Source organism: Pseudomonas sp. H2_D02 (assembly GCF_054677635.1).
This window is the reverse complement of record NZ_CP162816.1, coordinates 374,440-399,431: the sequence shown is the minus strand read 5'-3', so window position 1 is coordinate 399,431 and position 24,992 is coordinate 374,440. Positions and strand designations below refer to the sequence as shown.

Sequence of the window (24,992 nt, the reverse complement as noted above, 5' to 3'; positions counted from 1 at the left end):
ATTAAGCCAGGATTGCGTCAGAGCAGGAAACTCAAGCCCACGCTGAACAGCAAAGCGGCGAACAACCGTTTGAGCAAGCGCGGTGACAGGCGATGGGCCAGCCGCGCGCCGACGCGGGCGAAGACCATGCTCGTCAGGGCGATCCCCAGCAGGGCAGGCAGATACACAAAACCGAGACTATGGGGCGGTAACAGCGGATCGTGCCACCCCAGAATCATGAAACTTAGCGCACTGACCAGGGCGATCGGCAGCCCGCAGGCCGAGGAAGTCGCCACCGCTTGTTGCATTGGTACGCTGCGCCAGGTCAGGAATGGCACGGTCAGCGAACCGCCGCCGATGCCGAAAATCGCCGAGGCCCAGCCGACCACCGTTCCGGCCAGGGACAAGCCTACCTTGCCCGGTACCGTGCGGCTGGCCTTGGGCTTGAAGTCCAGGGCCAGTTGCGCAGCGACGAGCATGGCGAACACACCGATGATTTTTTGCAGGTGCGGGCCGGAAATGGCTTCGGCGGTAAGCGCGCCGAAACCGGCGCCGATCAGGATCCCGACGGTCATCCAGGCGAAGATCAGCCAGCGCACCGCGCCTTTGCGATGATGTTCGCGCACGGCGTTGACCGACGTGAAGATGATCGACGCCAGGGAGGTACCGACGGCCAGGTGCGTCAACACCTGCGGATCGAAACCCTGCAAGGTGAAACTGAACACCAGCACCGGGACGATGATCATTCCGCCCCCCACGCCGAACAGCCCGGCCAGCACGCCGGCGCAGGCGCCGAGCAGCAGATAGAGCAAAAATTCCACCAGCGTCGCCTCGACCATCGCAAATAAGAGCGGCATGGTAACGGATCGAGGGGCTTGGCCTCTACTGAAGGCGATGGATGCGTCAGTGATGTATGGGTAGAGTGGTGGGGATGCGACGAATAGCCTTTGTGGCGAGGGAGCTTGCTCCCGCTGGTGGGCGAAGCCCGCCCAAGAAGGTTTTGGGGCTACTTCGTAGCCCAGCGGGAGCAAGCTTCCTCGCCACAAAAGCAGTGTTGTTCAGCTTCATTCTCAACAGGACAACCTGATGTGCCTGATCGTATTTGCCTGGCGCCCTGGCCACGCCCAGCCGCTGATCGTGGCGGCCAACCGCGACGAGTTCTACGCCCGGCCGACCTTGCCCCTGGCCCAGTGGCCTGACGCGCCCCATGTCCACGCCGGTCGTGACCTGGAGGCTGGCGGCACCTGGCTTGGTGTGGGCGACGACGGTCGCTTTGCGGCCCTGACAAACATCCGCGACCCGGGCCAGTTGCCGGCCTTCAAGTCCCGCGGCGAGCTGGTGGCGCGGTTCCTGGCCGGGACTCTGTCGATTACTGATTACCTAAGCGAAGTGGTGCCACGTGCCGGCGAGTACGGTGGTTTTAACCTGCTGCTTGGCGACGGTACGGAGCTTTGGCACTACAACGCCCGCGATACCCGGCCGCAACAGTTGGCCGAAGGGGTCTACGGCGTGTCCAACGCCGGGCTGAACACGCCCTGGCCAAAGTTGCTCAAGGCTCGAACGGCATTGAGCGAAGTGCTGGACGATCCGCAGCCCCAGGCCTTGCTGGCGCTGTTGAACGACCCGCAACCTGCGCCAGTGGCTGAACTGCCGGACACGGGGGTGGGGTTGGCGACGGAGATGCTGCTGTCGAGTGTGTTTATTGCCAGCCCGGCCTACGGAACGCGGGCGAGTACGGCGCTGATCGTCCATGCCGATGGGACGCGGCAGATGGTCGAGCGCAGTTTCGGGCCCCATGGGGGGCATTTGGGGGAGGTGGAGCTGCTCGTTTAATGCCGACGATATCCCGTGGCGAGGGAGCTTGCTCCCGCTGGGCTACGAAGTAGCCCCAAAGCTTTTGGGCGGGCTTCGCCCGCCAGCGGGAGCAAGCTCCCTCGCCACAAATGCTCGCCGCAGGATTTAGAGCGTCTTGCTCGACGCCGGATTGATCATCCGCGCCAGCCCAAGGTTCTTCAGCGCCAACTGCAAGGAACTATGAATCACCTGCGGATTGTCGATGGTCATCAGCTCCGCCAGCAGTTCCTGGGCCTTGCTGAGGTTGATCTGGCGCAGCATCCATTTCACTTTCGGCAGGTTGGTGGCGTTCATCGACAGGCTGTCGAAACCCATCGCCATGAGCAGCACCGCCGCCGCCGGGTCACCGGCCATTTCGCCGCAGATGCTCACCGGCTTGCCTTCGGCATGGGCGTCGCGCACCACGGTCTGCAAGGCTTGCAGCACCGCCGGGTGGAGGTAATCGTAGAGGTCGGCCACCCGTGGATTGTTGCGGTCCACGGCGAGCAAGTACTGGGTCAGGTCGTTGGACCCTACCGAGAGGAAGTCCACCTGCCGCGCCAGTTCCTTGGTCTGGTACACCGCTGCCGGAATTTCGATCATCACCCCGACTGGCGGCATCGGCACGTCGGTGCCTTCATCGCGCACTTCGCCCCAGGCCCGGTGGATCAGGTGCAGGGCTTCTTCCAGTTCATGGGTGCCGGAAATCATCGGCAACAGGATGCGCAGGTTATTCAAGCCTTCGCTGGCCTTGAGCATGGCGCGGGCCTGGACCAGGAAGATCTCCGGATGGTCGAGCGTCACGCGAATGCCGCGCCAGCCAAGGAAGGGGTTGTCTTCCTTGATCGGGAAATAGGACAGGGACTTGTCGCCGCCGATGTCCAGGCTGCGCATGGTGACCGGTTGCGGATGGAACGCGGCCAGTTGCTCGCGGTAGATCGCCAGCTGTTCCTTTTCGCTGGGGAAGCGCTGGTTGATCATGAATGGCACTTCGGTGCGGTAAAGGCCTACGCCTTCGGCGCCACGCTTCTGCGCCCGGGCCACGTCGGCCAGCAGGCCGGTGTTGACCCACAGCGGCATGCGGTGGCCGTCGAGGGTCACGCACGGCAGGTCCCGCAGCGCATCGAGGCCCAGGGACAGTTGCTTTTCTTCCTCCACCACATCGGCGAACTGCTTGCGCAGCACATCGCTGGGGTTGGTGTAGACCTCGCCATGGTAGCCATCGACGATCATCTGGATGCCGTCGACCTTCGAGTACGGCAGGTCCACCAGGCCCATCACCGTCGGGATGCCCATGGCCCGGGCCAGGATCGCCACGTGGGAGTTGCCCGAGCCCAATACCGAGACCAGCCCCGCCAGCTTGCCTTCGGGGACTTCGCCGAGCATGGCCGGGGTCAGCTCTTCACTGACCAGGATGGTGTTGTCGGGGTAGACCAGGGTCTGCTGGCGCTCTTGCTGCAAGTAGGCCAGCAGCCGGCGACCAAGGTCCTTGACGTCTGAGGCGCGCTCGCGCAGGTAGGCGTCGTCCATCAATTCGAAACGGTTGACGTGGTCGGTCACTACCTGGCGCAGCGCGCCCTGGGCCCATTGGCCGGTCTTGATGACCGTGGTGACTTCGCTGCCCAGGGAGGCATCGTCGAGCATCATCAGGTAGACGTCGAACAGTGCACGCTCTTCAGGGCGCAACTGCGTCGCCAGCTTGGCCGACAAGGCGCGCATGTCGGCCCGCACGCCTTCGATGGCGGTCTTGAACAACCCCAGCTCGGCGTCGATGTCGCTGATGGCCTTGTCCGGCACCACGTCGAGGTCGGCGGGCGGCAACATGACCACCGCCGTGCCCACCGCCGCGCCCGGTGAACCCGGCACGCCGACGAACTTGGCTTCCTGGATGCCCTTGCCCTGTCGACCCAGGCCGCTGATCGAGCCAGTGGCCTCGGCGTGGGCGATAACCCCGGCCAGTTGCGCGCTCATGGTCACGAGGAAGGCTTCTTCACCTTCGTCGAACTGGCGGCGCTCTTTTTGCTGGATGACCAACACGCCGACGACGCGGCGGTGGTGGATGATCGGTGCGCCAAGGAACGAGGCGTAGCGCTCTTCGCCCGTTTCGGCAAAGTAGCGGTAGCGCGGGTGATCCGCGGCGTTTTCGAGGTTCAGGGGTTCTTCGCGCGTGCCGACCAGACCGACCAGGCCTTCATTGGGGGCCATGCTGACTTTGCCGATGGAGCGCTTGTTCAAGCCCTCGGTGGCCATCAGCACGAAACGGTTGGTCTCGGGATCAAGCAGGTAGACCGAGCAGACCTGGCTGCCCATGGCCTCTTTGACGCGCAACACAATAATCCCCAACGCCGCCTTGAGATCCTTGGCGGAGTTAACTTCCTGGACGATCTTGCGCAGCGTATTGAGCATGGCTCGGGGTCGAACTCCGTCGTCAGTCGCGCGTCAGCAGGCGCGGGGCAAGCTCTTTAAGGGCGCGTCGATACACCTCGCGCTTGAATGTCACCACCTGGCCCAACGGATACCAATAGCTGACCCAGCGCCAGCCATCGAACTCCGGTTTACCGGTCAAATCCATCCGCACCCGCTGCTCGTTGGAGATCAGGCGCAGGAGAAACCATTTCTGCTTCTGGCCGATGCACAGCGGCTGGCTGTGCGTCCTGACCAGGCGTTGCGGCAAACGATAGCGCAACCAGCCTCGGGTGCAGGCGAGTATCTCAACATCCTCTCGCTCCAGCCCGACTTCTTCATTCAATTCGCGGTACAAGGCCTCTTCCGGCGTCTCCTGGGGATTGATCCCACCCTGGGGAAACTGCCAGGCGTCTTGATTGATACGGCGTGCCCATAGCACCTGCCCAGCATCATTCGTAAGAATGATCCCCACATTGGGACGGAAACCATCGGGATCGATCACGGCAACAACCTCGCAAACGCATGTCGCCGCATTGTTCCACAAAGGTTGTGAAAGCAGCAACGAGCGTCCCTAGCTTATGTGCACTCTTGTGAAAAGTCCGTATTCTGGACGCCTTTCTTCAGAATTTTCAGCGAGTAACTGCAATGCGGCTGGCTTTATTCGACTTGGACAATACGCTGTTGGGCGGCGACAGCGACCACGCCTGGGGCGATTACCTGTGTGAGCGCGGGTTCCTCGACGCTGTTACATACAAGGCGCGCAACGACGCGTTCTACCAGGACTACCTGGCCGGCAAGCTCGACAATGCCGAATACCTGAACTTCTGCCTGGAAATCCTCGGCCGCACCGAGATGGAAGTACTGGCGCAGTGGCATCTTGACTACATGCGCGACTGCATCGAGCCGATCGTGTTGCCCCAAGCCATCGAACTGTTGAAAAAGCACCGCGACGCTGGCGATAAACTGGTGATCATCACCGCCACCAACCGCTTCGTCACCGCCCCGATTGCTGAACGCCTGGGGGTCGAGACCCTGATCGCCACCGAATGCGAAATGATCGACGGGCGCTACAGCGGACGCAGCACCGATATCCCGTGTTTCCGCGAAGGCAAGGTGACCCGACTGAACCGTTGGCTGGAGGAGACCGGCTATTCGCTGGAGGACAGCTACTTCTATAGCGACTCGATGAATGACTTGCCGCTATTGGAAGCGGTGACGCATCCGGTGGCGGTGGATCCGGATCCGAACCTGCGGGCCGAGGCCGAGAAGCGGGGTTGGCCGGTGATCAGCCTGCGGGACTGAGTGCTTCGGCGCCCACCGTAGATCGTCAGGTGGGCTGGCCTCAAGCGGGCTTGGCCACCATCAAATAGAAAATCGCCATGAATGCCAGGAACGCTGGCCAGCCCAGCGCAAACCACCAGCGCATGTAAGTGGCGGCTTTGATCGGCATGGGCGTGCCGTCCCGCAAGGCGTGCTCGGCCATTTTGTGTACGCGGATCTGCAACCAGACCACCGGCAGCCAACAGGCGCCCGCCAGGCAATAAAGGCCGATGCTCCACATCAACCAGCTCTGCTGCAATGGCCAGCCGGCGATGTGCACCAGGGCCAGGCCGCTCAGTGGCTGGAACACGGCGGTCGTGGCGGTGAACGCCCAATCGGCGAAGACCAGATGCCTGAAGGTGACGGCAATGACTTCAAGCTTGCCGCTGCGCCAGGCCCGAAGCGCGTAGTAGGCAGACCCGGCGCCCAGGCCGAACAGGACGGTCGAAGACAGGATGTGCAGGGTTTTCAGTAGCAGGTAAATGCTCATTGGCGGGGTTCGGTCCAAAGCAGCCATAAAGTCGCGACTATCAACACCAGGTTCTTGGCGACAGCCGCATAAGGGTCGAACCAATAGTGCGGCAGGATAAAGCTGATGCACAGCGTGTAGCCGAGCATCAATCCCAACTGCAGCCGCAATGCCTGGCGTCGCCAACGCTGGAGCAACATGCCCACGCCCAGCGCACCGTCGCACAGCGCGCCGCTGACCACCGCAAGCTTCGCCCAGGTGCCGTAGACGCCGGCTTCGGCCAGGATGCGCAAGCCCCAGTCGTAGCCGGGGCCGAGGCACACCGCGGCGGTTCCCAGCCAGATAAGTGCCAGTACGGCGAACATCAATGGACGAATAGCCCGAAGGCTGCTTTGGGCGATCGTCGGCCATTCATGCAGGCAGGTTTGCACCGGGGCGGCGCGATAGCCGCAGACTGAAGCGAGTACCGCAGGGTCAGCCAGGTTGTCCCGTTGCGCCAGCGCCACGCTTTGCCGGTTCAGGGCGCGCCAGCCGAACCGATCCCCCATCCGGCTGCCCACTTCGGTCAACAAGGTCGGCGCTCGCAGGTAGCGCGCTGGCGGCCAACCTTGGGCGGCTCGCAAACGGTCGATAAGCTGCGCCAGGGTCATCGGCTCTGGCCCCACCAATGGCAGCACCACCGACTCGGTTGGCCAGTGCCGCAGGAGGGCGAGGACTGCGCCGGCCAGGTCATCGATGTGCACGGGTTGAATACGGGCTTTCAGATCCAGCAAGGGGATCACCGGCCAAGGCGAAAGTCCTGCCAGCCAACCGCTGCTTGCGCCGCCCGGTCCCAGCACCAACGACGGTCGCAGCACAACGGAAACATTGTTCAAGCCGGACAAGTATTCGTCGGCCATGCCTTTGCTGTTCAGAAAGGGCACGTCGGATTGGGCACTCGCTCCCAGCGCGGAGATCTGCAGGACCGGTACGCCCCGGCGTGCGGCCTGGTCGAACAGCGCTCGGGCGCCGTGATCCTGGACCAGGCTCAGCGCTTGAGTATCAACGCTCAACAGGCCGGCAGCGTTGATCAGCAAGTCGACGTCGTCGGGGAACGAAAAATGCCCGGGATCGCTCGCCAGCAAGCCGAGATCCAGCGCCAGCCATTCGACTCCGGGCCAGCTCGATGCTCGTGCCTGGCGGCTTGTTGCGATGATCGAATGGCCGGCGCCGTGCAGCGCTCGCAGCAGATTGCCGCCGATAAAGCCGCCGCCACCCACCAGCAAAATCTTCATGGCGATCCTTGTCGCTTAGATCGGCTTGGCGCCCATCAAGGCGGCAATGGACAGGAAACCGATCCCACTGATGATCGCCAGCACCCAGGTGAATTTGCCGCCACCGCCGCTGGCCGTTCGCTGATGATTGAGCCGTGCCAACAGCCAGAAAACGCTGAGCGCCGCCACGGTATAGATAACGCTGGAGCCCAGCAGCCAGGTTTGGCCCAGCGGCCAGCCCACCAGATGGACGAGCCACCAGCCGGTAAACGGCATGCTCAGCATGCAGAGCAGCATCACGCCCCAGGCGAACAGCCATGGGCGCCGCAGCGTGCAGGTCGGCCCCTCGCTGCGCTTGCGCCAGGCCAGGACGGCCAGGCTCACACCGCAAGCCAGCAGAACGACCGTGGCTGCGACGTGCAGCACTTTCAAGGTCAGCAGAGTTTCCATGGGTTTTTCCTTGAGCCGATGTCCTTGAGCGTAGCCTCTCAACCAAGAAACAGCTGATAGGCCGGATTGTCGCTCTCATCCCAGTACGGATAACCGATTTCTTCCAGGGCGGCCGGCACGAGGTGGCGTTCATCATGGGGTACTTGCAGCCCGGCGACGACACGGCCATCCGCCGCGCCATGGTTGCGGTAGTGGAACATCGAGATATTCCAACGACCGCCCAGCTTGTTGAGGAAGTTGAACAGTGCCCCCGGACGCTCCGGGAATTCGAAACGCAGGACCACTTCGTCAATGACGTGAGCCGCGTGGCCACCGACCATGTGGCGAATGTGCAGCTTGGCCAGTTCGTTGTCGGTCAGGTCCAGCACCGGGAAGCCCTGCTCGGTCAGGCTGGCGATCAGCTTGCTGCGTGGGTCGTTTTCCGGGTGCGTCTGCACGCCAACGAAGATGTGCGCTTCGCTGCCAGTGTTGTAGCGGTAGTTGAATTCGGTGATCTGGCGTTTGCCGATGGCCTCGCAGAAAGCCTTGAAGCTGCCTGGCTTCTCGGGAATGGTCACGGCGATGATCGCTTCGCGGCCTTCACCCAGTTCGGCGCGCTCGGCCACGTGGCGCAGGCGGTCGAAGTTGACGTTGGCGCCGGAGTCGATGGCCACCAGGGTCTGGCCGCTGATGCTGCGCGTCTCGACGTATTTCTTGATCCCGGCAACGCCCAGGGCGCCGGCAGGTTCGGTAATCGAGCGGGTATCGTCGTAGATATCCTTGATCGCAGCGCAGATCTCGTCAGTGCTGACGGTGATGACCTCATCCACGTAGTGTTTGCAGATATCAAAGGTGTGCTGGCCGATCTGCGCCACGGCCACGCCATCGGCGAACAGGCCCACGGTGGGCAGGACCACGCGCTCGCCAGCGGCCATGGCCGCTTGCAGGCAGTTGGAATCGTCGGGCTCGACGCCGATGATCTTGATCTCCGGACGCAGGTATTTCACATAGGCCGCGATCCCTGCGATCAGCCCGCCACCGCCCACCGGGACGAAAATCGCATCGAGGCGCCCCGGGTGCTGGCGCAGGATTTCCATCGCCACCGTGCCCTGCCCGGCAATGGTGTGAGGATCGTCGTATGGGTGGATGTAGACGTAGCCCTTTTCGTCCACCAGCTTTAGCGAATAGGCCAGGGCTTCAGGGAACGAGTCGCCATGCAGCACCACTTTGCCGCCACGGGAGCGCACGCCTTCGACCTTGATTTCCGGCGTGGTCTTGGGCATGACGATGGTGGCTTTCACCCCCAGCACCTTGGCGGCCAGCGCCAGGCCCTGGGCATGGTTGCCCGCCGACGCCGTGACCACGCCGCGGGCGCGCTCTTCGTCGCTGAGCTGGGTCAGCTTGTTGTAGGCCCCGCGAATCTTGAACGAGAACACCGGTTGCAAGTCTTCGCGCTTGAGCCAGACCTCGTTGCCCAGCCGCTCGGAGAGCTGGCGAGCGGTCTGCAGCGGGGTTTCCACGGCAACGTCGTAAACGCGCGAGGTGAGGATCTTTTTGACGTACTGTTCAAGCATCGGAAGCATCACTGAGCGGGTTGGGCAGGGCCAAGGAGTCTAACCCGGCTTTTGGCCGGGCGACCACACGAATTAAGGCACTTTGGGCGCAGAAGCCCCCGTGGCGAGGGAGCCTGCTCCCGCTGGGCTCTGTAGGAGCTGGCGAAGCCTGCGATCTTTTGATCTTGATCTTGATCTTTCGCTCTCGACTCAACTGTCTGGGACAAGATCGCAGCCTCGTTGCACTCGTCAGCTCCTACACAGCTCCTGCGGCCTCGGCGGGATCGGTACCAATCAGGCAATGACCAGGGCCTTTTCGACGCCTATAATGCCGGCCTTTCGTTCCCTCTCGGCACCTTCGGAGCCCGCATGACCCAGGATCAACTCAAACAGGCCGTGGCCCAGGCCGCTGTCGACCTCATCCTCCCGAAACTGGATGACAAGAGCATCGTCGGGGTGGGCACCGGCTCTACCGCCAATTGCTTCATCGACGCGCTCGCGCAGCACAAGGGTGCGTTCGATGGCGCGGTCGCCAGCTCCGAAGCCACCGCCGCACGCCTCAAGGGCCACGGTATCCCGGTGTACGAGCTCAACACCGTGAGCGACCTGGAGTTCTACATCGATGGCGCCGACGAAAGCGATGCGCACCTGAACTTGATCAAGGGCGGCGGCGCGGCATTGACCCGTGAGAAAATCGTCGCGGCCGTCGCCAAGACGTTCATCTGCATCGCCGATGCCAGCAAGCTGGTGCCGGTGCTCGGCGCGTTCCCGCTGCCGGTGGAGGTCATCCCGATGGCTCGCAGCCACGTGGCGCGCCAGTTGGTGAAGCTGGGCGGCGACCCGGTGTATCGCGAGGGCGTGTTGACCGACAACGGTAACATCATCCTCGATGTGCACAACCTGCAGATCACCAATCCCGTGGAACTGGAAAGCCAGATCAATGCCATCGTCGGTGTGGTCACCAATGGCCTGTTCGCTGCCCGTCCGGCGGATGTGCTGTTGTTGGGGACTGCTGAAGGGGTGAAGACCCTGCGGGCTGAGTAAACGCCGGGCTGATTCAGCACCGAACCCTGTGGGAGCGAGCTTGCTCGCGATGGCAGTCTATCCGACACACTGCTGTTGGCTGACACACTGCCATCGCGAGCAAGCGCGCTCCCACATTGGTTTTCTCACATTAGGTTTTGTGGTGCATCAAGGCTGCGGCTTCTTGAACACATAGAACAGATTCGGTTCGCTCACCACGTACAGGTTGCCATCGTCGTCCATGGCCAGGCCTTCGGCCTGCGGTATGGTTTTTTCCAGTCCATGGCGACCCTTGTTCAACGACAGCGTACTCAGCGGTCGTCCGTCGATATCCAGCTCGATGATCAACCGCGACTCATCGGACAGGGCCAGCAAATGGCCGCTGCGTTCGTCGTATTGCAGGCTTGAGAGATCGCGGACAAACAATCCGGCGTCGCGCTTGGGGTTGTTGATCACATGAACTGCGTAGGATTTTTCCGGGTTGTGGTGGGGAAAACCGTGTACTTCATAAATCAGCATCGGGTCGCGCTCCTTGGCAACGAACAGGCGCTTGCCGATCGAGTCATAGGCCAACCCTTCGAAACCTTTGTTGCCGTTCATGTGTACGCCAAGCGTGATTTGCTCGGCGTCGGCCGCGTCGAGGAACCGGGTGTCTTCTTCCAGATGAATCTTGATCAGTCGTTGCTGGCGTTCATCAGTGATGACGTAGATGTTCTCACTGATGAATTCCACCGCTTCCGGGTCGCCGAAGCCGATCAGGGCGATGCGCCGCAGGACCTTGCCGTCCAGCGACAACTCGATCAGTTCGGCATTCTGATTGGTCACGGTGAACAAGCTCTTGCGGATCGGATCGTACGTCAGCGCCGACACATCATCGTCGAGTCCTTCGATGACCTGGGCTTGCACCGTGGTCTGATATTTATCCAAGGCAATGGCCTGCTCGCTACCGGTATGCCACAGGGTATTGATGTTGAACCAGGCGCGCTCGAACAGGCGCAGGTACTGTCCTGCGGTGATCAGTAGAACCAGCACGAACGTCAAGAGCACAAAAATAAGGGGCTTGGGGCGGGCGAGTCGACGCATGTGGTGTGGGCTCGGATAAGAACAGGTGGTTGGAAATACCACGACTGCCTGAACTGAAGCTTAATGGCTGTGTGCCACACCCTACAGCGAAGGACGATTTATCCTACAGAGTTCGCGCGATCAGCGTGTTTTTTCAAAACGATAGAACAGGTTGGGTTCGCTGACCAAGTAGATATTGCCTGCTTCATCGACAGTGACACCTTCGGCGCGCGGGATCGTGTCATTCAGGCCGTTGAAGCCGCCCAGCAGCGTCATGAAACTGACCTGATCACCTTTTTCGTCCAGTTCCAGCAGCAGATGGGAGTCGGCGGACAATACCAGCATATGGCCGGTGCGAGGATCGATCGCCAGGGCCGAGAGGTTGCGCAAATCCAGCTCGTTGCTCACATGGATCTGCTTGTCGCCCTTGAGCGATTGGCTGCCATCGCTTTTCCAGGTGAACAGGGCGGGTGGTCGCTCTTCACCCAGCACCAGTTGCTGGTTACGCGGATCCCAGACGACTGCCTCGAACCCTTTGTTCTGATTCTTGGACGGGCCAAGATCGTATTCAGGAAAGTCCTTGCGATTCAGCGCTTGCGTATGGGCATCGACCTGCACGATCGACAGGGTATGCTTTCGCTCATCCGTGATGGCCAGCAGGCCGTCTTCCATGTAGGCCACGCCTTCGGGATTACTCCAGCCCACCAAAGGCATTTTGCGCAGCACGTCGCCCTGCAGGCTCAGTTCCGCCAGGAACGGGTTCTTGCCCATGACCGCAAACAGCGTTTTGGTCTGCGGGTTGTAGGTCACGTCCGAGGCTTCGTCTTTTTCCATGCCAGGCAGGGGCTTGGCGTCGATCACGGCGCGGTAATCCGGTAGCCAGACACTTTCCTGGCGCTGGGCCGGGCTTTCGAAGCGTTCGGATACCCAAAGCAGGCCTCGGTCATCCCAATGCATTGCGAATGCCAGCCCGTAGGCAGCGACGGCTCCCAGCAACAGCCAGGCATACCAAGGCAAGCCAAAGCGAGCGCGTCGGGCGGAAGTGAGCAGGGTTTGGGTCTTGGCCATCGGGGATGCGTTCCAGAAATTCGCACGAGGGATTGGCAGGCTCAGATGCCGCAGTCCCCGGAATTATCCGGATGGCATGTGAAAAAAACGGTAAATGGTAGAGCAGGCCTTCACCTATCCCCATGTGGGAGCGAGCTTGCTCGCGATAGCGGTGTGTCAGCCAACATTAAAGTGTCGGATAGACCGCTATCGCGAGCAAGCTCGCTCCCACAGGAGTGATGGTACAGGTTGGCCGTTAGCGAACGCTGCTCTCGAAGCGGCTTGCCCCTGGCAATTCCAGGACCAGTTCGTCCCCTGCATTCAGCGGCCCGACGCCCGCCGGGGTGCCGGTGAGAATCACGTCGCCGGCCTGCAGCGAGAAGCAACCGGCCATGTATTGGATCATCGGCACGATGGGGTTGAGCATCAGGTTGCTGTTGCCGTCCTGGCGCACTTCACCATTGATGGTCAGGCGAACCGGGATGTCCGCCAGGTCGGCAAAGGTATCCTTCGAAACAAACGGGGCGATCACCGCCGCACCGTCGAAAGACTTGGCGACTTCCCACGGCAAGCCCTTGGCCTTGAGCTCGGCCTGCTTGTCCCGCAGGGTCAGGTCCAAGGCCGGGGCGAAGCCGGAGATGGCGTCCAGCACTTCTTCAGCGCTGGGCCGGGTGGACAACGGCTTGCCGATCAGCACTGCGATTTCCGCCTCGTAGTGCACCGCGCCGCGGTCGGCCGGGATGCTGAAGCCACCCTCCAGCGGCACCACGCAACTGCCTGGCTTGATGAACAGCAAGGGTTCGGTGGGCACCGGGTTATCCAGTTCCTTTGCATGTTCGGCGTAGTTACGCCCGATGCAGACTACTTTTCCCACCGGGAAATGAATGCGCGTACCGTCGACATACTGGTGCTGATAGCTCATTTACCGACTCCTGCCTTTTCGATTTCAGGTGTTTATTGGTCAAACTGCGAAAATCTTGCCTGGGTTCATGATGCCGTTCGGGTCGAACACCGCCTTCACGGCTTTCATGTATTCAATCTCTACTGGCGAACGACTATAGGTCAGGTAGTCGCGCTTGGTCATGCCCACGCCATGCTCGGCGGAAATCGAACCGTTGTATTTCTCGACGGTTTCGAAGACCCATTTGTTCACGGTCGCGCACTTGGCGAAGAATTCATCCTTGCTCAGGTTTTCCGGCTTGAGGATGTTCAGGTGCAGGTTGCCGTCGCCGATATGGCCGAACCAGACAATTTCGAAATCTGGATAGTGTTCGCCGACGATCGCGTCGATTTCCCGCAGGAAGCCTGGGACTTTTGAAACGGTCACCGAAATGTCGTTCTTGTACGGCGTCCAGTGCGAGATGGTTTCGGAGATGTACTCGCGCAGCTTCCACAGGTTCTGCAGCTGGGTTTCGCTCTGGCTCATCACACCGTCCAGCACCCAGCCCTGCTCGACGCAGTGTTCGAAGGTTTCCAGGGCATGGTTGGCGACTTCTTCGGTGGTGGCTTCGAATTCCAGCAGAGCGTAGAACGGGCAGTCGGTTTCGAACGGCGCGGGAACATCGCCACGACCGAGGACCTTGGCCAGGGCCTTGTCGGAGAAAAATTCGAAGGCGGTCAAGTCGAGCTTGCCTTGGAAGGCATGCAATACCGGCATGATCGAATCGAAGTCCGGCGTGCCGAGCACCATGGCGGTGAGGTTCTTCGGGGCGCGGTCCAGGCGCATGGTGGCCTCGACCACGAAGCCGAGGGTCCCTTCGGCGCCGATGAACAATTGCCGCAGATCGTAGCCGGTGGCGTTCTTGATCAGGTCCTTGTTCAGTTCCAGCACGTCACCCTTGCCGGTGACGACCTTCATGCCCGCCACCCAGTTACGAGTCATGCCGTAGCGAATGACCTTGATTCCGCCGGCATTCGTGCCGATATTGCCGCCAATCTGGCTGGAACCGGCGGAAGCGAAGTCCACCGGGTAATACAAGCCGTGCTCTTCGGCCTTGTTCTGCAATTGCTCGGTGACCACGCCCGGCTGGCACACGGCGGTGCGGTCGGTCAGGTTGACGTCGAGAATCTGGTTCATGTAGTCGAATGACACCACGACTTCGCCATTTGCCGCCACGGCGGCGGCGGAAAGCCCGGTACGCCCGCCTGATGGCACCAGCGCGACCTTGTGCGCGTTGGCCCAGCGCACGATGGCCTGGACTTGCTCGGTGGTCTTGGGTAAAACGATGGCGGTCGGGGCGGGCGCGTAATGCTTGGTCCAATCCTTGCCGTAAGCATTCAGGGAGTCGGCATCGGTCAGGACCTTGCCAGGCTCAACCAGGGTCTTCAGCTCATCTATCACGGCAGGATTGGTCATCGACAGAACTCTCGAACAATTCATGGTCATCCTGAGAACGCTTCACGTCGCAGGAATGGGTGTTTGCGGGGGGCATATGCTAGCATACCGACCCCGCAGCGTAGTGCCCAACGGCTGTTCTGCGGCGACGGCTGTCACGCCGGTCGGGCCAGCCCACGCTGTCCGATTCCCTGCCATTTTTCTCCGGGACACAGGTTTACGCAGATGAGCAAGACTTCTCTCGATAAGAGCAAGATCAAGTTCCTTCTTCTCGAAGGCGTCCACCAATCGGCTGTCGACGTCCTCAAGTCGGCGGGCTACACCAGCATCGAGTACATCACCAGTTCTCTGCCGGAAGCCCAGCTCAAGGAAAAGATCGCCGATGCTCACTTCATCGGTATTCGCTCCCGTACTCAACTGACCGAAGAGATCTTCGACCACGCCAAGAAACTGGTCGCGGTCGGCTGCTTCTGCATCGGCACCAACCAGGTTGACCTCAACGCGGCGCGCGAGCGCGGCATCGCAGTGTTCAATGCGCCGTATTCCAACACCCGTTCCGTTGCCGAACTGGTGCTGGCCGAAGCGATCCTGCTGCTGCGCGGCATCCCTGAGAAAAACGCTTCCTGCCACCGTGGCGGCTGGATCAAGAGCGCGGCCAACTCCTTCGAAATCCGCGGCAAGAAGCTGGGTATCGTCGGTTACGGCTCGATCGGCACCCAATTGTCGGTACTGGCTGAAGGCCTTGGCATGCAGGTGTTCTTCTACGACACCGTGACCAAGCTGCCCCTGGGCAACGCCACCCAGGTCAACAATCTGCACGAGTTGCTGGGCATGTCCGACATCGTGACCCTGCACGTACCGGAAACCGCTGCCACCCAGTGGATGATCGGTGAGAAGGAAATTCGCGCCATCAAGAAAGGCGGGATCCTGATCAACGCCGCTCGCGGCACCGTGGTCAAGCTCGATGCCCTGGCCGAAGCGATCAAGGACAAGCACCTGATCGGCGCTGCGATCGACGTGTTCCCGGTGGAGCCACGCTCCAACGACGACATCTTCGAAAGCCCGCTGCGTGGCCTGGATAACGTGATCCTGACCCCGCACATCGGCGGTTCCACCGCTGAAGCCCAGGCCAACATCGGCCTGGAAGTGGCGGAGAAACTGGTCAAGTACAGCGACAACGGTACCTCGGTATCGTCGGTGAACTTCCCGGAAGTGGCCCTGCCGGCTCACCCTGGCAAGCACCGCCTGCTGCACATCCACGAGAACATCCCGGGTGTGATGAGCGAGATCAACAAGGTCTTCGCCGAAAACGGTATCAACATTTCCGGTCAGTTCCTGCAGACCAACGAGAAAGTCGGCTACGTCGTGATCGACGTCGATGCCGAGTACTCGGACCTGGCGCAAGAGAAGCTGCAGCACATCAACGGCACCATTCGTTGCCGCGTGTTGTTCTGATCAGGCTGGGCTTGCAATAAAAAAACGGGAGCCCCGCAGGGGGCTCCCGTTTTTTTGCCTGACACAACCTTGAAACCCTGTGGGAGCGAGCTTGCTCGCGATCGCGGTGCGTCAGAAAAAGATCCATCGACTGAACTACCGCTATCGCGAGCAAGCTCGCTCCCACAGGGGGGCAGCATTTTTCGTGTTATTTCACATTCACCGTGATCTTCTTGGACACGATCGATGGATCGAACGGCATATGGCCGCTGTCGCCCAGGATCAACTGCAAGGTGTGCTTGCCCGGGGACAGTTTGATGGTCGCTTCCGTCTGTGCCTTGCCGAAGTGCATGTGGTTGGCGTCGGTCGGAATCGGCGCGCCTGCGGCGGGCAGTTTGTCCACATCAATGAGCAGGTGATGATGGCCGGTGTTTTTGGTCATGTCGCCCGCCGGGGCCAGGGCGATATCCTTGACGCCGAATTTGACCTTGAACTCTTGGCTGACGGTGGCGCCGTCTTCAGGGGAAACGATGAACACTTCTGCGCCCTTGGGTGCCGGGGTTGCGGCTGTTGCCAGCATCGAGGCTCCCAGCAACAGACCGGTCAACGCGGCACGTGACATAAAGCTTTTCATTTTTTTCTCCAGTTTTTCCATGAAATCCGTCTGGTCATGACAACTTCATGACCAATCGTTGTCGAAGGCTGCAATAACCATAGCAAAGCGAGCCTGAAACGAGCCTCGCTTGTATAGAAACCTAGGAGTGACCATGCGTTTCCTGCCTGGCCTGATCTGCCTGCTACCCCTGTTGAGCCCTCTGGCCCATGCGGAACTGATCGACGACGTCAACGACCGAGGCGAGTTGCGAATCGCCCTGGAGGCCAACACCGCCCCGTTCAATTTCAAGGAAGAGGGCAAGCTCACCGGTTTCGAAGTGGAGCTGGGCGAGATGCTCGCGGCGGAACTCGATGTCCGGCCTGATTTCGTCGTTACCGATGCTGCGGATCTGTTGTCCGGTGTGGAGAGCGGCAAGTACGACGTCGCCATCAACCACATAGCAATGACCCCGGAACTGGCGGAACGTTTCGACACCAGCGCGACTTATAGCCAACCGGATGCGCAATTACTGGCGAGCAAGGAAGAGGCGCAACGTCCGCTGGTCCTGGCGCAGTCTTTCCAGCCCGAGGAGAAGAAGGAGCCGGCGCCGAACCTGGTGATTCCCTTCCAGAAGGGCAACCCGGCGTTCAAGGCCAGCGTGGACAATGCCTTGGGGCGTATCAAGGACGATGGGCGCTTGGAGCAGCTGACGCAGAAGTGGTTGGTCAAGCAAGAGTGACAGGTGATAAAGAATCGGACTCAAGCGCTGTTCGTTGTGGCGAGGGGATTTATCCCCGTTGGGGTGCGAAGCGCCCCCATGCAAGCGATACAATCAGTCAGGTACACCGAGGCAGCGGCTATTGGGGGCGCTTCGCCCCCCAGCGGGGATAAATCCCCTCGCCACAGTGGAAATTCAAGGTCTACGCCAAACGCTCGCCAACCAAGGCTGCTGCTCCCGCGGCAGCCCCGCTGGCCGGTAGTAATGCTCCAACTCCTCAAAACCCGCCGCCGTGAGCAGCGTGCGCCAGGCGTCGAGGTCGTGATACGCGCCGAAGCGCTGGCCGTTCCAGCCTTCCTGGTTTTCGCCCCGGGGATTTGAGCTGAACAGCACGCCGCCGGGCTTGAGCGTGGCGTGCAATTGCTTGAGGACGCGGGGCAGTTCCTGCACGGGAATGTGAAACAGCACGGCGTTGGCGAAGATCCCATCGAAGCGTTCCTCCGGCAGGTCCAGTTGCAGGAAATCCTGTTGCCAGACCTCGCAGCCGCTGTCCTGACGGGCCATGCGCGCAAACGCTTCGGAACCGTCGAGGCCGACCGCGACATGGCCCAGGCCGGTGAGGGTGCGCAAATCGCGCCCGGGACCGCAGCCAAAATCCAGGATATGAAACGGTGCCTGTCCCTGGATGTGTCGCAGCAAGGCGTCGATGTTCTGGCTGACATCATGATCGCGGGTACCTTCGCGAAAGCTTTCCGCCACGGTGTTGTAATGCCCCAGTGTGGTGGCGGTGATGGTGTGCAGGTCGTCGGCGCTGTGTTTCATGGTCGCTGGCTTTGGATAGGAGTGTTCGACGACTATACCGCAAGCTCGCCCACACAAATGAAGCGCTCTTCAGCGCTTGTTCAAACCCCGCGCCAGCCGGTCCCCGCCCAATTGAATCACCGCCACCAACGCCACCAGCAATACGATCACCGTGAGCATGATCTGGCTGTCGAAACGCTGGTAACCATACCGGTAAGCGATATCGCCGAGGCCGCCGGCGCCGATCGCGCCAGCCATGGCGGAGGAGTTGATCATCGTCACCAGCGTGATGGTAAAGCCGCCGACGATGCCGGGCAGCGCTTCAGGCAGCAGCACATGCCAAACGATGTGCCAGCGCCGGCAACCCATCGCCTGGGCTGCTTCGATCAGGCCGTGGTCGACTTCCCGCAGGCTGACTTCGGCGATACGCGCAAAAAACGGCGTGGCGGCGATGGCCAGCGGCACCACGGCGGCCCACACGCCATAAGTTGTGCCGACGATCAGGCGGGTGAAGGGAATCAGTGCCACCATCAGGATCAGGAAGGGTATCGAGCGGAACAGGTTCACGAACGCGCCCAAAGCCCTGTTCAAGGCCGGCGCTTCATAAATCCCTCCCTTGCCGCTCGTGACGAGGATCACTGCCAACGGGATGCCCGCCAACAAAGCGATCAATGACGACACGCCGACCATCAGGAAGGTGTCGATGAAACCCTGCAATAACCGATCAAACCACATGACCCAGCACCTCCACCTGTTGTGCCCAATTGCCCGCGCGCTGACGCAACTCCTCGGCGCTCCAGGCCGAGCCGCTCACCGCGAGCAGCAATTGCCCCAATCCATGGCCCTGAATTCGTTCGATACCACCGTGGAGCAGTCGCACCCGTCCACCCAGGGCGCTGAACAAGGCAGCCAGGTCCGGCTCATCCTTATCAATGCCGGTGAAGCGCAGGCGCAGCACCGTGGCCGCGTCCGCCGACGCCGGATGAGGTTGCAAGCGGCTTTGCAGCTCTTCGGGCAGTGCGTGCTGCAACGGCGCCAAGAGCGTGCGACTGACGTCATGCTGCGGGCTGCCGAAGACTTCCCAGACCGGCCCTTGTTCGACGATTCGTCCTTGTTCGAGCACCACCACCCGGTCACAGACTTCGCGGATGACCGCCATCTCATGGGTGATCAGCACGATGGTCAGGCCCAGGCGCTGGTTGATCTCACGCAGCAAACCGAGTATCGACTGAGTCGTCTCCGGATCGAGCGCCGAGGTGGCCTCGTCGCATAGCAGGATCTGCGGGTCATGAACCAGCGCCCGGGCAATCCCGACACGCTGTTTTTGACCGCCCGAAAGCTGCGCCGGATAGGCGCCGTGCTTACCTTGCAGACCCACCAGCTCCAACAGTTCGCACACCTTGTGCTGGCGTTGTTCCTTGGGCACGCCGGCCACCTTGAGCGGCAGCTCGACGTTCTGCCACACCGTCTTGGCCGACATCAGGTTGAAGTGCTGGAAGATCATGCCGATGCGCCGGCGCAACTCCACCAGCCGATCTTCGTCGAATTCTCCAATGTCCACCTGATCGATCAGCACGCGCCCGCTGGTGGGCTGTTCGAGGCGGTTGATAGTGCGGATCAGCGACGATTTGCCCGCGCCGCTGCGGCCGATGATGCCGAACACCTCGCCGCGCTGGATCGCCAGGTCGATGCCTTGCAGCGCGGCCACCGGGCCCTGGGTGCCAGCGTAGGTCTTGCCCAGGCCGATGAAGCGCACGTGGGCACGGTTCAATTCCGGATGCAGCTCGGTCTGGTCGGCGATGTGGGGCGCAGGGGCGTCATGACGGAGTCGAGCGTTGACGGCACTCATGTTCAGCCTTCCCAGCCGGCTTGGTAGAGCTTGCCGTGAGCCTTGTCCAAGGCTGCGCGCACTGCGGGCGAGTGCTGGTAGATATCGACGAACTTGATCAACCGTGGATCATCCTTGCTCTTGGGCTGGATCACGAACTGGATGACGTACTCCTTGTGATCCAGGCCGTCGAACAGCAACGCGGAGGTCGCATCGAAGGTGTTCGCCAGGCGAATGTAGGCCGGATAGCCCTGCACCAGATCAGCGTCTTCGTAGGCGCGCACCAGTTGCACTGCCTCGACTTGCAGGATCTTGAGCTTTTTCGGGTTGGCCACGATGTCATCTTCGGTGGCCTTGTAGCCGACCCCTGGCTTGAGCGTGATCAGCCCGGCCTTGGCCAGCAACTGCAAGCCGCGTCCGCTGTTGATCGGGTCGTTGGCAATGGCGACGCTGGCGCCCTCGGGTAATTCGGCGAAGCTTTTGTATTGCTTCGAGTAGAGGCCGACGTTGTTGATGATGCCCGGGGCGAACGGCACCAGGTCGAAACCGGCGGCGGCCTTGGCGTTTTCCAGGAAGGGGATGTGCTGGAAGTAATTCACGTCGATGTCGCCCGAAGCGAGGCTGACGTTGGGCGCGATCCAGTCGCTGAATTCCACCAGCTCGACCTTCAGGCCTTGTTTATCGGCTTCTTGCACCGCTGCCTCCAAGGGAATGGCGAAGGCGGCGGTGGTGCCGATTTTCAGCGGGGCGTCGGCGGCGAACAGCGCCGAGCTGAACAGGCCGAGGGCCAGGGCCAGGGTTTTGACTGGCAGGGTAAGGAAGTGCTTGGTCATGTCGGATATTCCAGTCATTGATTAATTGAGTCACGCGCCTTCGTGGCGAGGGAGCTTGCTCCCGCTGGGCTACGAAGTAGCCCCAAGCTTTTTTTGGGCGGGCTTCGCCCACCAGCGGGAGCAAGCTCCCTCGCCACGGGGGTCAGTGTCTGTAGGTTGAGCCGGTGTGTTGTCCAGGCAAATGAGCCCCCGCGTGAAACAACTTTTCCCGCAGGGTGCCGCTGTCGTATTCGGTCTTGTATGACCCACGTCGCTGCAGCTCGGGAATCACCAGGTCGATGAAGTCCACGTAGCTTTGCGGCGTGACGATGCGGGTCAGGTTGAAGCCATCGAGGCCGGTTTCGGCGATCCAGGACTCCAGCTCATCGGCGACCTGTTCGGGCGAGCCGACCACGGTGATATAGCGACCGCCCAAGGCGTGTTGCTCCAGCAGCTTGCGGCGGGTCCAGTCGTTGTTTTGCAGGGTCTTGGTGGCGGATTGGATCGCGTTGCTCTTCACGTACTGGATCGGTTCGTCCAATTCGTACTCGGAAAAATCGATCCCCGTCGACGCGGAGAAATGCGCCACCCCGGCCTCGGCGCTGGCGTAGCCCAGGTATTCGGCATGCTTGGCCCAGGCTGCCGCTTCGGTCTCGCCGACGATCACGTTCAGGCCCATGAACACCTTGATGTCCTCGGGGTTGCGCCCGGCCTCGATGGCACTGGCCCGGACCTTGTCCACCTGGACCTTGGTCGCCGGTTTGTTCTGGCCGCTGATGAACACGCATTCGGCGTGGCGCCCGGCGAACAGCAGGCCCCGCTCCGAGCTGCCAGCCTGGAACAACACAGGTGTGCGCTGCGGCGAGGGTTCGCAGAGGTGATAGCCCTCGACCTGATAGAACTCGCCCTGATGCCGGACCTTGTGGACCTTTTCTGGCTGGGCATAAATCCGCTGCTCGCGATCGTTGATGACCGCGTCGTCTTCCCAACTTCCTTCCCACAGCTTGTAGAGCACTTGCAAATACTCATCGGCCTGGTCGTAGCGGCGGTCGTGCTCGACTTGCGCAGTGAGGCCCATGGCCTTGGCGGCGCTGTCCAGATAACCCGTGACGATATTCCAGCCAACCCGGCCGCGGCTCAGGTGATCCAGCGTGCTCATGCGCCGGGCGAACAGGTACGGCGGCTCGTAGGTCAAGTTGGCGGTAAGGCCGAAGCCGAGGTGTTTCGTCACGGCGGCCATCGCCGAGACCAGCAGCAGTGGGTCATTGACCGGCAGTTGGATCGACTCTTTCAGCGTGACGTCCACCGATTGCTGGTAAACGTCATAGACCCCGACGATATCGGCAATGAACAAGCCATCGAACAACCCGCGTTCCAATAACTGGGCCAGCCCGGTCCAGTATTCAAGGGTGTTGTATTGGGTCGACGTGTCCTGTGGATGGGTCCACAGGCCGTGATTGATATGCCCGATGCAGTTCATGTTGAACGCGTTGAGGAGGATTTTTTTCTTGCCGGCCGCCATCAGATCGTCCCCCGCAGCGGCGGTTTTTCATCGTTGAGGTAGAAATTGCCGACCGCGTGGTACTTCCAGCGCACCGGGTCGTGCAAGGTGTGCACCCGGGCGTTGCGCCAGTGGCGGTCGAGGCCATGCTCAGCCACGGTCGCCTGGCTGCCGGCCAGTTCGAACAGTGTGCTGCCAGCCGCCAGGGAGATTTCCGTGCTGATCGCCCGGGCTTCCGCCACCGCAATCGAGGCCGCTGCTACCGTTTCTGCGTTCGTGTCAGCCTGGGCGCGATCGAGGAATTCTCCGGCGCGTTCCAGCAAGGCTTCGGCGGCGTGCAGGCGGATGCCCAGGTGGCCGAAGCTCTTGAGGGTATGTGGGTCCTGGGTCGCGACGTCACTGGTGGCGTCGATCCATGGCCGGGTTTTGTGGCGGACAAAATGCAAGGCGTCTTCATAGGCGGCGCGGGCGATGCCGGTATCGATCGCGGCGTGAAGGATCTGTGCCAGCGGGCCGACCGGGGTGGGGCGTTCGAAGGCGCTCTGGAAGGGCACGATGTCTTCGGCACAAACATGGACATCCTCGAAGACCACCGAGCCGCTGCCCGTGGTGCGCTGGCCGAAACCGCTCCAGTCGTCGATCACCGTCAGGCCTTGGCTGTTGCGTGGGACGAACGCCAACTGCTGCACGCCGTTCTCATCCACCACCGAGGTGGGGATGCGCTGGGCATAGATCGCCCCGGTGGCGTAGAACTTGCGGCCATTGATGCGATGGCCGTCGCCGTCACGGCGCAGCTGGGTGATGCGGTCATGGGCCGTCTTGGTCCCGAGCTCCGCCAGGGCATTGCCGAACCGCTGGCCGGCCAGCACCTCGGCGTAAAGCCGCTGCTTCTGGGCTTCGCTGCCGTTGACCCGCAGCACTTCCAATGCGTAGAAATGATTTTGCGGAATCTGGCCGAGCGAGCCGTCGGCTTGGGAGATCAGCGCAACGACCTTGGCCAGCGTGACGTTGGATACACCCGCGCCGCCATAGGCCTTGGGCACGCTGATGCCCCATAGGCCGGAGCGCGAGAACGCCTCGAGTTCCGGGTGCGGCAGGCGCCGTTCGCGGTCGCGCAGGGCACTGTCGCGCTTGAAGTCTTCGGCCAGGTCGCTGGCGACAATCAGGGCTTGTTCATCGCTGGCAATCACCGCGACGTGTTGGGAAAGCGTCATGTGCTGCTCCAGAGGTCGGGTCGTCAGATCCAGGAATGTCGGGCCGGCAAGGTGCCGTTCAGGCGGTAGTCGCCGACCGCGTGGTATTTCCAGCGCACCGGGTCGTGCAGGGTGTGGACCCGCGCGTTGCGCCAGTGGCGATCAAGGTTGAATTCGGCGAGGGTGGCGCGACTGCCGGCCAGTTCGAAGAGTTTTTCGCTGGCCTGCAGGGCGATTTCGGTGGTCAGCACCTTGGCTTCGGCGACGGCTATCGAGGCGCGGGCGGCGGACTGTTCGGTGATTGGCGCGGCGTTGACTTCATCAAGGACTTGCCCAGCCTTGCGCAGCAACGCCTCGGTGGCGTGAAGTTCGATTTTCAGCCTGCCGACGTCGGCAATGACGTACAAGTCATCGCTGGCCCGCTCGACCTTGGCCTCGATCCAGGGCCGGGCGCGTTCACGAACGAAGGCGATCGTGTCATCGATGGCGCCCCGGGCGATGCCCAGGTCGATCGCGGCCTGGATCAGTTGCGAAAACGCCCCCTGCACGTTTGGCACTTCATTGATGCGCCAGTTGTCCAGCACAAGCTCGGCGTCGACCCGCACATTGTTCAGCAGGACCGTGCCGCTGGCGGTGGTGCGCTGGCCGAAGCCCGACCAGTCATCGACGATGCGCAGCCCGGGAGTGCCGCGTCGAACGAACGCCAACACCTGGCGACCCTCGTCATCCAAAGCCTTGACGGCGACCCAATGGGCGAACAGCGCACCGGTGGAATAGAACTTCTGGCCATTGATGACGAAGCCGTCGCCGTCGGCCGTGATCCGCGCCTTGAGTTCCAAGGTATTGCGGGTGCCGCGTTCCGGTCCGGCATTGCCGATGCGCCAGCCTTCGAGCAGGCTCTGCAGGAGAATCTTTTTTTGTCGCTCGGTGCCCGTCGCGAGAATCAACTGGAGCACGCCGAACTGGTTCTGTGGAATCTGGCCGAGGGCCGGGTCTGCTGCGGAGATGATTGCGAACACTTCGGCAACGGTGACCGAGGAGACTTGCGGTCCGCCATATTCGCGGGGAACGGCAATGCTGCCGAGGCCGCTACGGGTGAATTGCTCGATTTCCGACCAAGGCAACTTGCGTTGCTGGTCGCGACGCGCGGCTTGCTGGCGCGCGACCTGTGCCAATTGATGAGCGGCCTCGATCGCCTCCGCATCGTTGCGCAATACCTGTGCCGGCAATAACAGCGGCGCGATGTCCTGGTCGCTCTGGACCTTTGCCTGGGCCAAATCGGACATCACCGCCGCTCCGTGGCTGTGTGCAGGGCCTTGGCGCTCTGCACTGGGGTGATTGTGTTCCGTACCATACCCACCTCACATCTCAAGAAAACACCGCGATGAATGCGGCGAGCGA

Annotated in this window: 24 protein-coding genes; 5 read left to right on the top strand and 19 right to left on the bottom strand. The window is 61.5% G+C overall.

Annotated elements, in window-relative coordinates:
• Positions 1 to 17: 17 nt before the first annotated feature.
• Positions 18 to 800 carry a sulfite exporter TauE/SafE family protein gene (locus tag AB4N42_RS01840; protein ID WP_030140533.1) on the bottom strand — a complete coding sequence of 261 codons (783 nt, stop codon included), beginning with the start codon at positions 798 to 800 and terminating at the stop codon, positions 18 to 20.
• A gap of 265 nt (positions 801 to 1,065) precedes the next feature.
• Here AB4N42_RS01840 and AB4N42_RS01835 point away from each other — a divergent pair, with 265 nt between their 5' ends.
• Positions 1,066 to 1,812 (top strand): NRDE family protein, encoded by a 747-nt coding sequence (locus tag AB4N42_RS01835; RefSeq protein WP_217860956.1) that lies wholly within the window; start codon positions 1,066 to 1,068, stop codon positions 1,810 to 1,812.
• Positions 1,813 to 1,938: 126 nt separating this feature from the next.
• On the opposite strand, the gene ptsP is transcribed toward AB4N42_RS01835, so the two are convergent.
• Positions 1,939 to 4,218: a phosphoenolpyruvate--protein phosphotransferase gene (gene ptsP / locus AB4N42_RS01830; protein WP_030140531.1), complete on the bottom strand. Its 2,280-nt coding sequence runs from the start codon at positions 4,216 to 4,218 to the stop codon at positions 1,939 to 1,941.
• Positions 4,219 to 4,240: 22 nt separating this feature from the next.
• Positions 4,241 to 4,720 (bottom strand): RNA pyrophosphohydrolase, encoded by a 480-nt coding sequence (locus AB4N42_RS01825; protein WP_003186867.1) that lies wholly within the window; start codon positions 4,718 to 4,720, stop codon positions 4,241 to 4,243.
• 143 nt (positions 4,721 to 4,863) lie between these two features.
• Between AB4N42_RS01825 and AB4N42_RS01820 the strand changes: the two genes are divergently transcribed.
• Positions 4,864 to 5,520 carry a histidinol-phosphatase gene (locus AB4N42_RS01820; protein ID WP_030140530.1) on the top strand — a complete coding sequence of 219 codons (657 nt, stop codon included), beginning with the start codon at positions 4,864 to 4,866 and terminating at the stop codon, positions 5,518 to 5,520.
• 40 nt (positions 5,521 to 5,560) lie between these two features.
• On the opposite strand, the gene AB4N42_RS01815 is transcribed toward AB4N42_RS01820, so the two are convergent.
• The 4 genes from AB4N42_RS01815 to ilvA are packed head-to-tail and all read right to left on the bottom strand — an operon-like array spanning position 5,561 to position 9,263.
• Positions 5,561 to 6,028: a DUF2269 family protein gene (locus AB4N42_RS01815; RefSeq protein ID WP_030140529.1), complete on the bottom strand. Its 468-nt coding sequence runs from the start codon at positions 6,026 to 6,028 to the stop codon at positions 5,561 to 5,563.
• The gene (locus tag AB4N42_RS01810; RefSeq protein WP_030140528.1) at positions 6,025 to 7,281 is read right to left on the bottom strand and encodes an SDR family oxidoreductase; all 1,257 of its coding nucleotides are present in this window, start codon (positions 7,279 to 7,281) and stop codon (positions 6,025 to 6,027) included. Before AB4N42_RS01810 ends, AB4N42_RS01815 begins: the two co-directional genes overlap by 4 nt.
• Positions 7,282 to 7,296: 15 nt before the next feature.
• Positions 7,297 to 7,710, bottom strand: coding sequence for a DUF2269 domain-containing protein (locus AB4N42_RS01805; RefSeq protein ID WP_258648685.1), 414 nt, complete (start codon positions 7,708 to 7,710; stop codon positions 7,297 to 7,299).
• Between the two features lie 38 nt (positions 7,711 to 7,748).
• Positions 7,749 to 9,263, bottom strand: a complete 1,515-nt coding sequence (gene ilvA, locus AB4N42_RS01800) for a threonine ammonia-lyase, biosynthetic (protein WP_030140526.1) — start codon at positions 9,261 to 9,263, stop codon at positions 7,749 to 7,751.
• 348 nt (positions 9,264 to 9,611) lie between these two features.
• Between ilvA and rpiA the strand changes: the two genes are divergently transcribed.
• Entirely contained in the window at positions 9,612 to 10,286 is a 675-nt protein-coding gene (gene rpiA, locus AB4N42_RS01795) for a ribose-5-phosphate isomerase RpiA (RefSeq protein WP_030140525.1), read from the top strand.
• Between the two features lie 147 nt (positions 10,287 to 10,433).
• Here rpiA and AB4N42_RS01790 read toward each other — a convergent pair whose 3' ends face one another.
• From AB4N42_RS01790 to AB4N42_RS01775, 4 genes are all read right to left on the bottom strand, one after another.
• Positions 10,434 to 11,348 (bottom strand): SdiA-regulated domain-containing protein, encoded by a 915-nt coding sequence (locus tag AB4N42_RS01790; RefSeq protein ID WP_030140524.1) that lies wholly within the window; start codon positions 11,346 to 11,348, stop codon positions 10,434 to 10,436.
• Between the two features lie 120 nt (positions 11,349 to 11,468).
• Positions 11,469 to 12,395 (bottom strand): SdiA-regulated domain-containing protein, encoded by a 927-nt coding sequence (locus AB4N42_RS01785; RefSeq protein WP_407683949.1) that lies wholly within the window; start codon positions 12,393 to 12,395, stop codon positions 11,469 to 11,471.
• A 235-nt stretch (positions 12,396 to 12,630) separates the two neighbouring features.
• The gene (locus tag AB4N42_RS01780; protein WP_217860963.1) at positions 12,631 to 13,296 is read right to left on the bottom strand and encodes a fumarylacetoacetate hydrolase family protein; all 666 of its coding nucleotides are present in this window, start codon (positions 13,294 to 13,296) and stop codon (positions 12,631 to 12,633) included.
• A 39-nt stretch (positions 13,297 to 13,335) separates the two neighbouring features.
• Positions 13,336 to 14,730, bottom strand: a complete 1,395-nt coding sequence (locus AB4N42_RS01775; RefSeq protein WP_460115779.1) for an FAD-binding oxidoreductase — start codon at positions 14,728 to 14,730, stop codon at positions 13,336 to 13,338.
• 204 nt (positions 14,731 to 14,934) lie between these two features.
• On the opposite strand from AB4N42_RS01775, the gene serA reads away from it, so the two are divergent.
• Entirely contained in the window at positions 14,935 to 16,164 is a 1,230-nt protein-coding gene (gene serA / locus AB4N42_RS01770) for a phosphoglycerate dehydrogenase (protein WP_030140520.1), read from the top strand.
• Between the two features lie 187 nt (positions 16,165 to 16,351).
• On the opposite strand, the gene AB4N42_RS01765 is transcribed toward serA, so the two are convergent.
• Entirely contained in the window at positions 16,352 to 16,777 is a 426-nt protein-coding gene (locus tag AB4N42_RS01765) for a DUF4399 domain-containing protein (protein WP_030140519.1), read from the bottom strand.
• A 133-nt stretch (positions 16,778 to 16,910) separates the two neighbouring features.
• Here AB4N42_RS01765 and AB4N42_RS01760 point away from each other — a divergent pair, with 133 nt between their 5' ends.
• Positions 16,911 to 17,477: a transporter substrate-binding domain-containing protein gene (locus AB4N42_RS01760; RefSeq protein ID WP_030140518.1), complete on the top strand. Its 567-nt coding sequence runs from the start codon at positions 16,911 to 16,913 to the stop codon at positions 17,475 to 17,477.
• A gap of 174 nt (positions 17,478 to 17,651) precedes the next feature.
• Here AB4N42_RS01760 and AB4N42_RS01755 read toward each other — a convergent pair whose 3' ends face one another.
• The 7 genes from AB4N42_RS01755 to AB4N42_RS01725 form a co-directional block, all read right to left on the bottom strand.
• Positions 17,652 to 18,278 (bottom strand): class I SAM-dependent methyltransferase, encoded by a 627-nt coding sequence (locus AB4N42_RS01755; protein ID WP_198797031.1) that lies wholly within the window; start codon positions 18,276 to 18,278, stop codon positions 17,652 to 17,654.
• Between the two features lie 69 nt (positions 18,279 to 18,347).
• Positions 18,348 to 18,992, bottom strand: coding sequence for a methionine ABC transporter permease (locus tag AB4N42_RS01750; RefSeq protein ID WP_030140516.1), 645 nt, complete (start codon positions 18,990 to 18,992; stop codon positions 18,348 to 18,350).
• Positions 18,982 to 20,106, bottom strand: coding sequence for a methionine ABC transporter ATP-binding protein (locus AB4N42_RS01745; protein WP_460115778.1), 1,125 nt, complete (start codon positions 20,104 to 20,106; stop codon positions 18,982 to 18,984). Before AB4N42_RS01745 ends, AB4N42_RS01750 begins: the two co-directional genes overlap by 11 nt.
• Positions 20,107 to 20,108: 2 nt before the next feature.
• Positions 20,109 to 20,918 carry a MetQ/NlpA family ABC transporter substrate-binding protein gene (locus AB4N42_RS01740; protein WP_217861954.1) on the bottom strand — a complete coding sequence of 270 codons (810 nt, stop codon included), beginning with the start codon at positions 20,916 to 20,918 and terminating at the stop codon, positions 20,109 to 20,111.
• Between the two features lie 142 nt (positions 20,919 to 21,060).
• The gene (locus AB4N42_RS01735; protein ID WP_217860970.1) at positions 21,061 to 22,419 is read right to left on the bottom strand and encodes an LLM class flavin-dependent oxidoreductase; all 1,359 of its coding nucleotides are present in this window, start codon (positions 22,417 to 22,419) and stop codon (positions 21,061 to 21,063) included.
• Positions 22,419 to 23,612 (bottom strand): SfnB family sulfur acquisition oxidoreductase, encoded by a 1,194-nt coding sequence (locus tag AB4N42_RS01730; protein ID WP_460115777.1) that lies wholly within the window; start codon positions 23,610 to 23,612, stop codon positions 22,419 to 22,421. Before AB4N42_RS01730 ends, AB4N42_RS01735 begins: the two co-directional genes overlap by 1 nt.
• 23 nt (positions 23,613 to 23,635) lie before the next feature.
• Entirely contained in the window at positions 23,636 to 24,877 is a 1,242-nt protein-coding gene (locus AB4N42_RS01725; protein WP_407683954.1) for an SfnB family sulfur acquisition oxidoreductase, read from the bottom strand.
• Between the last annotated feature and the right edge of the window lie 115 nt (positions 24,878 to 24,992).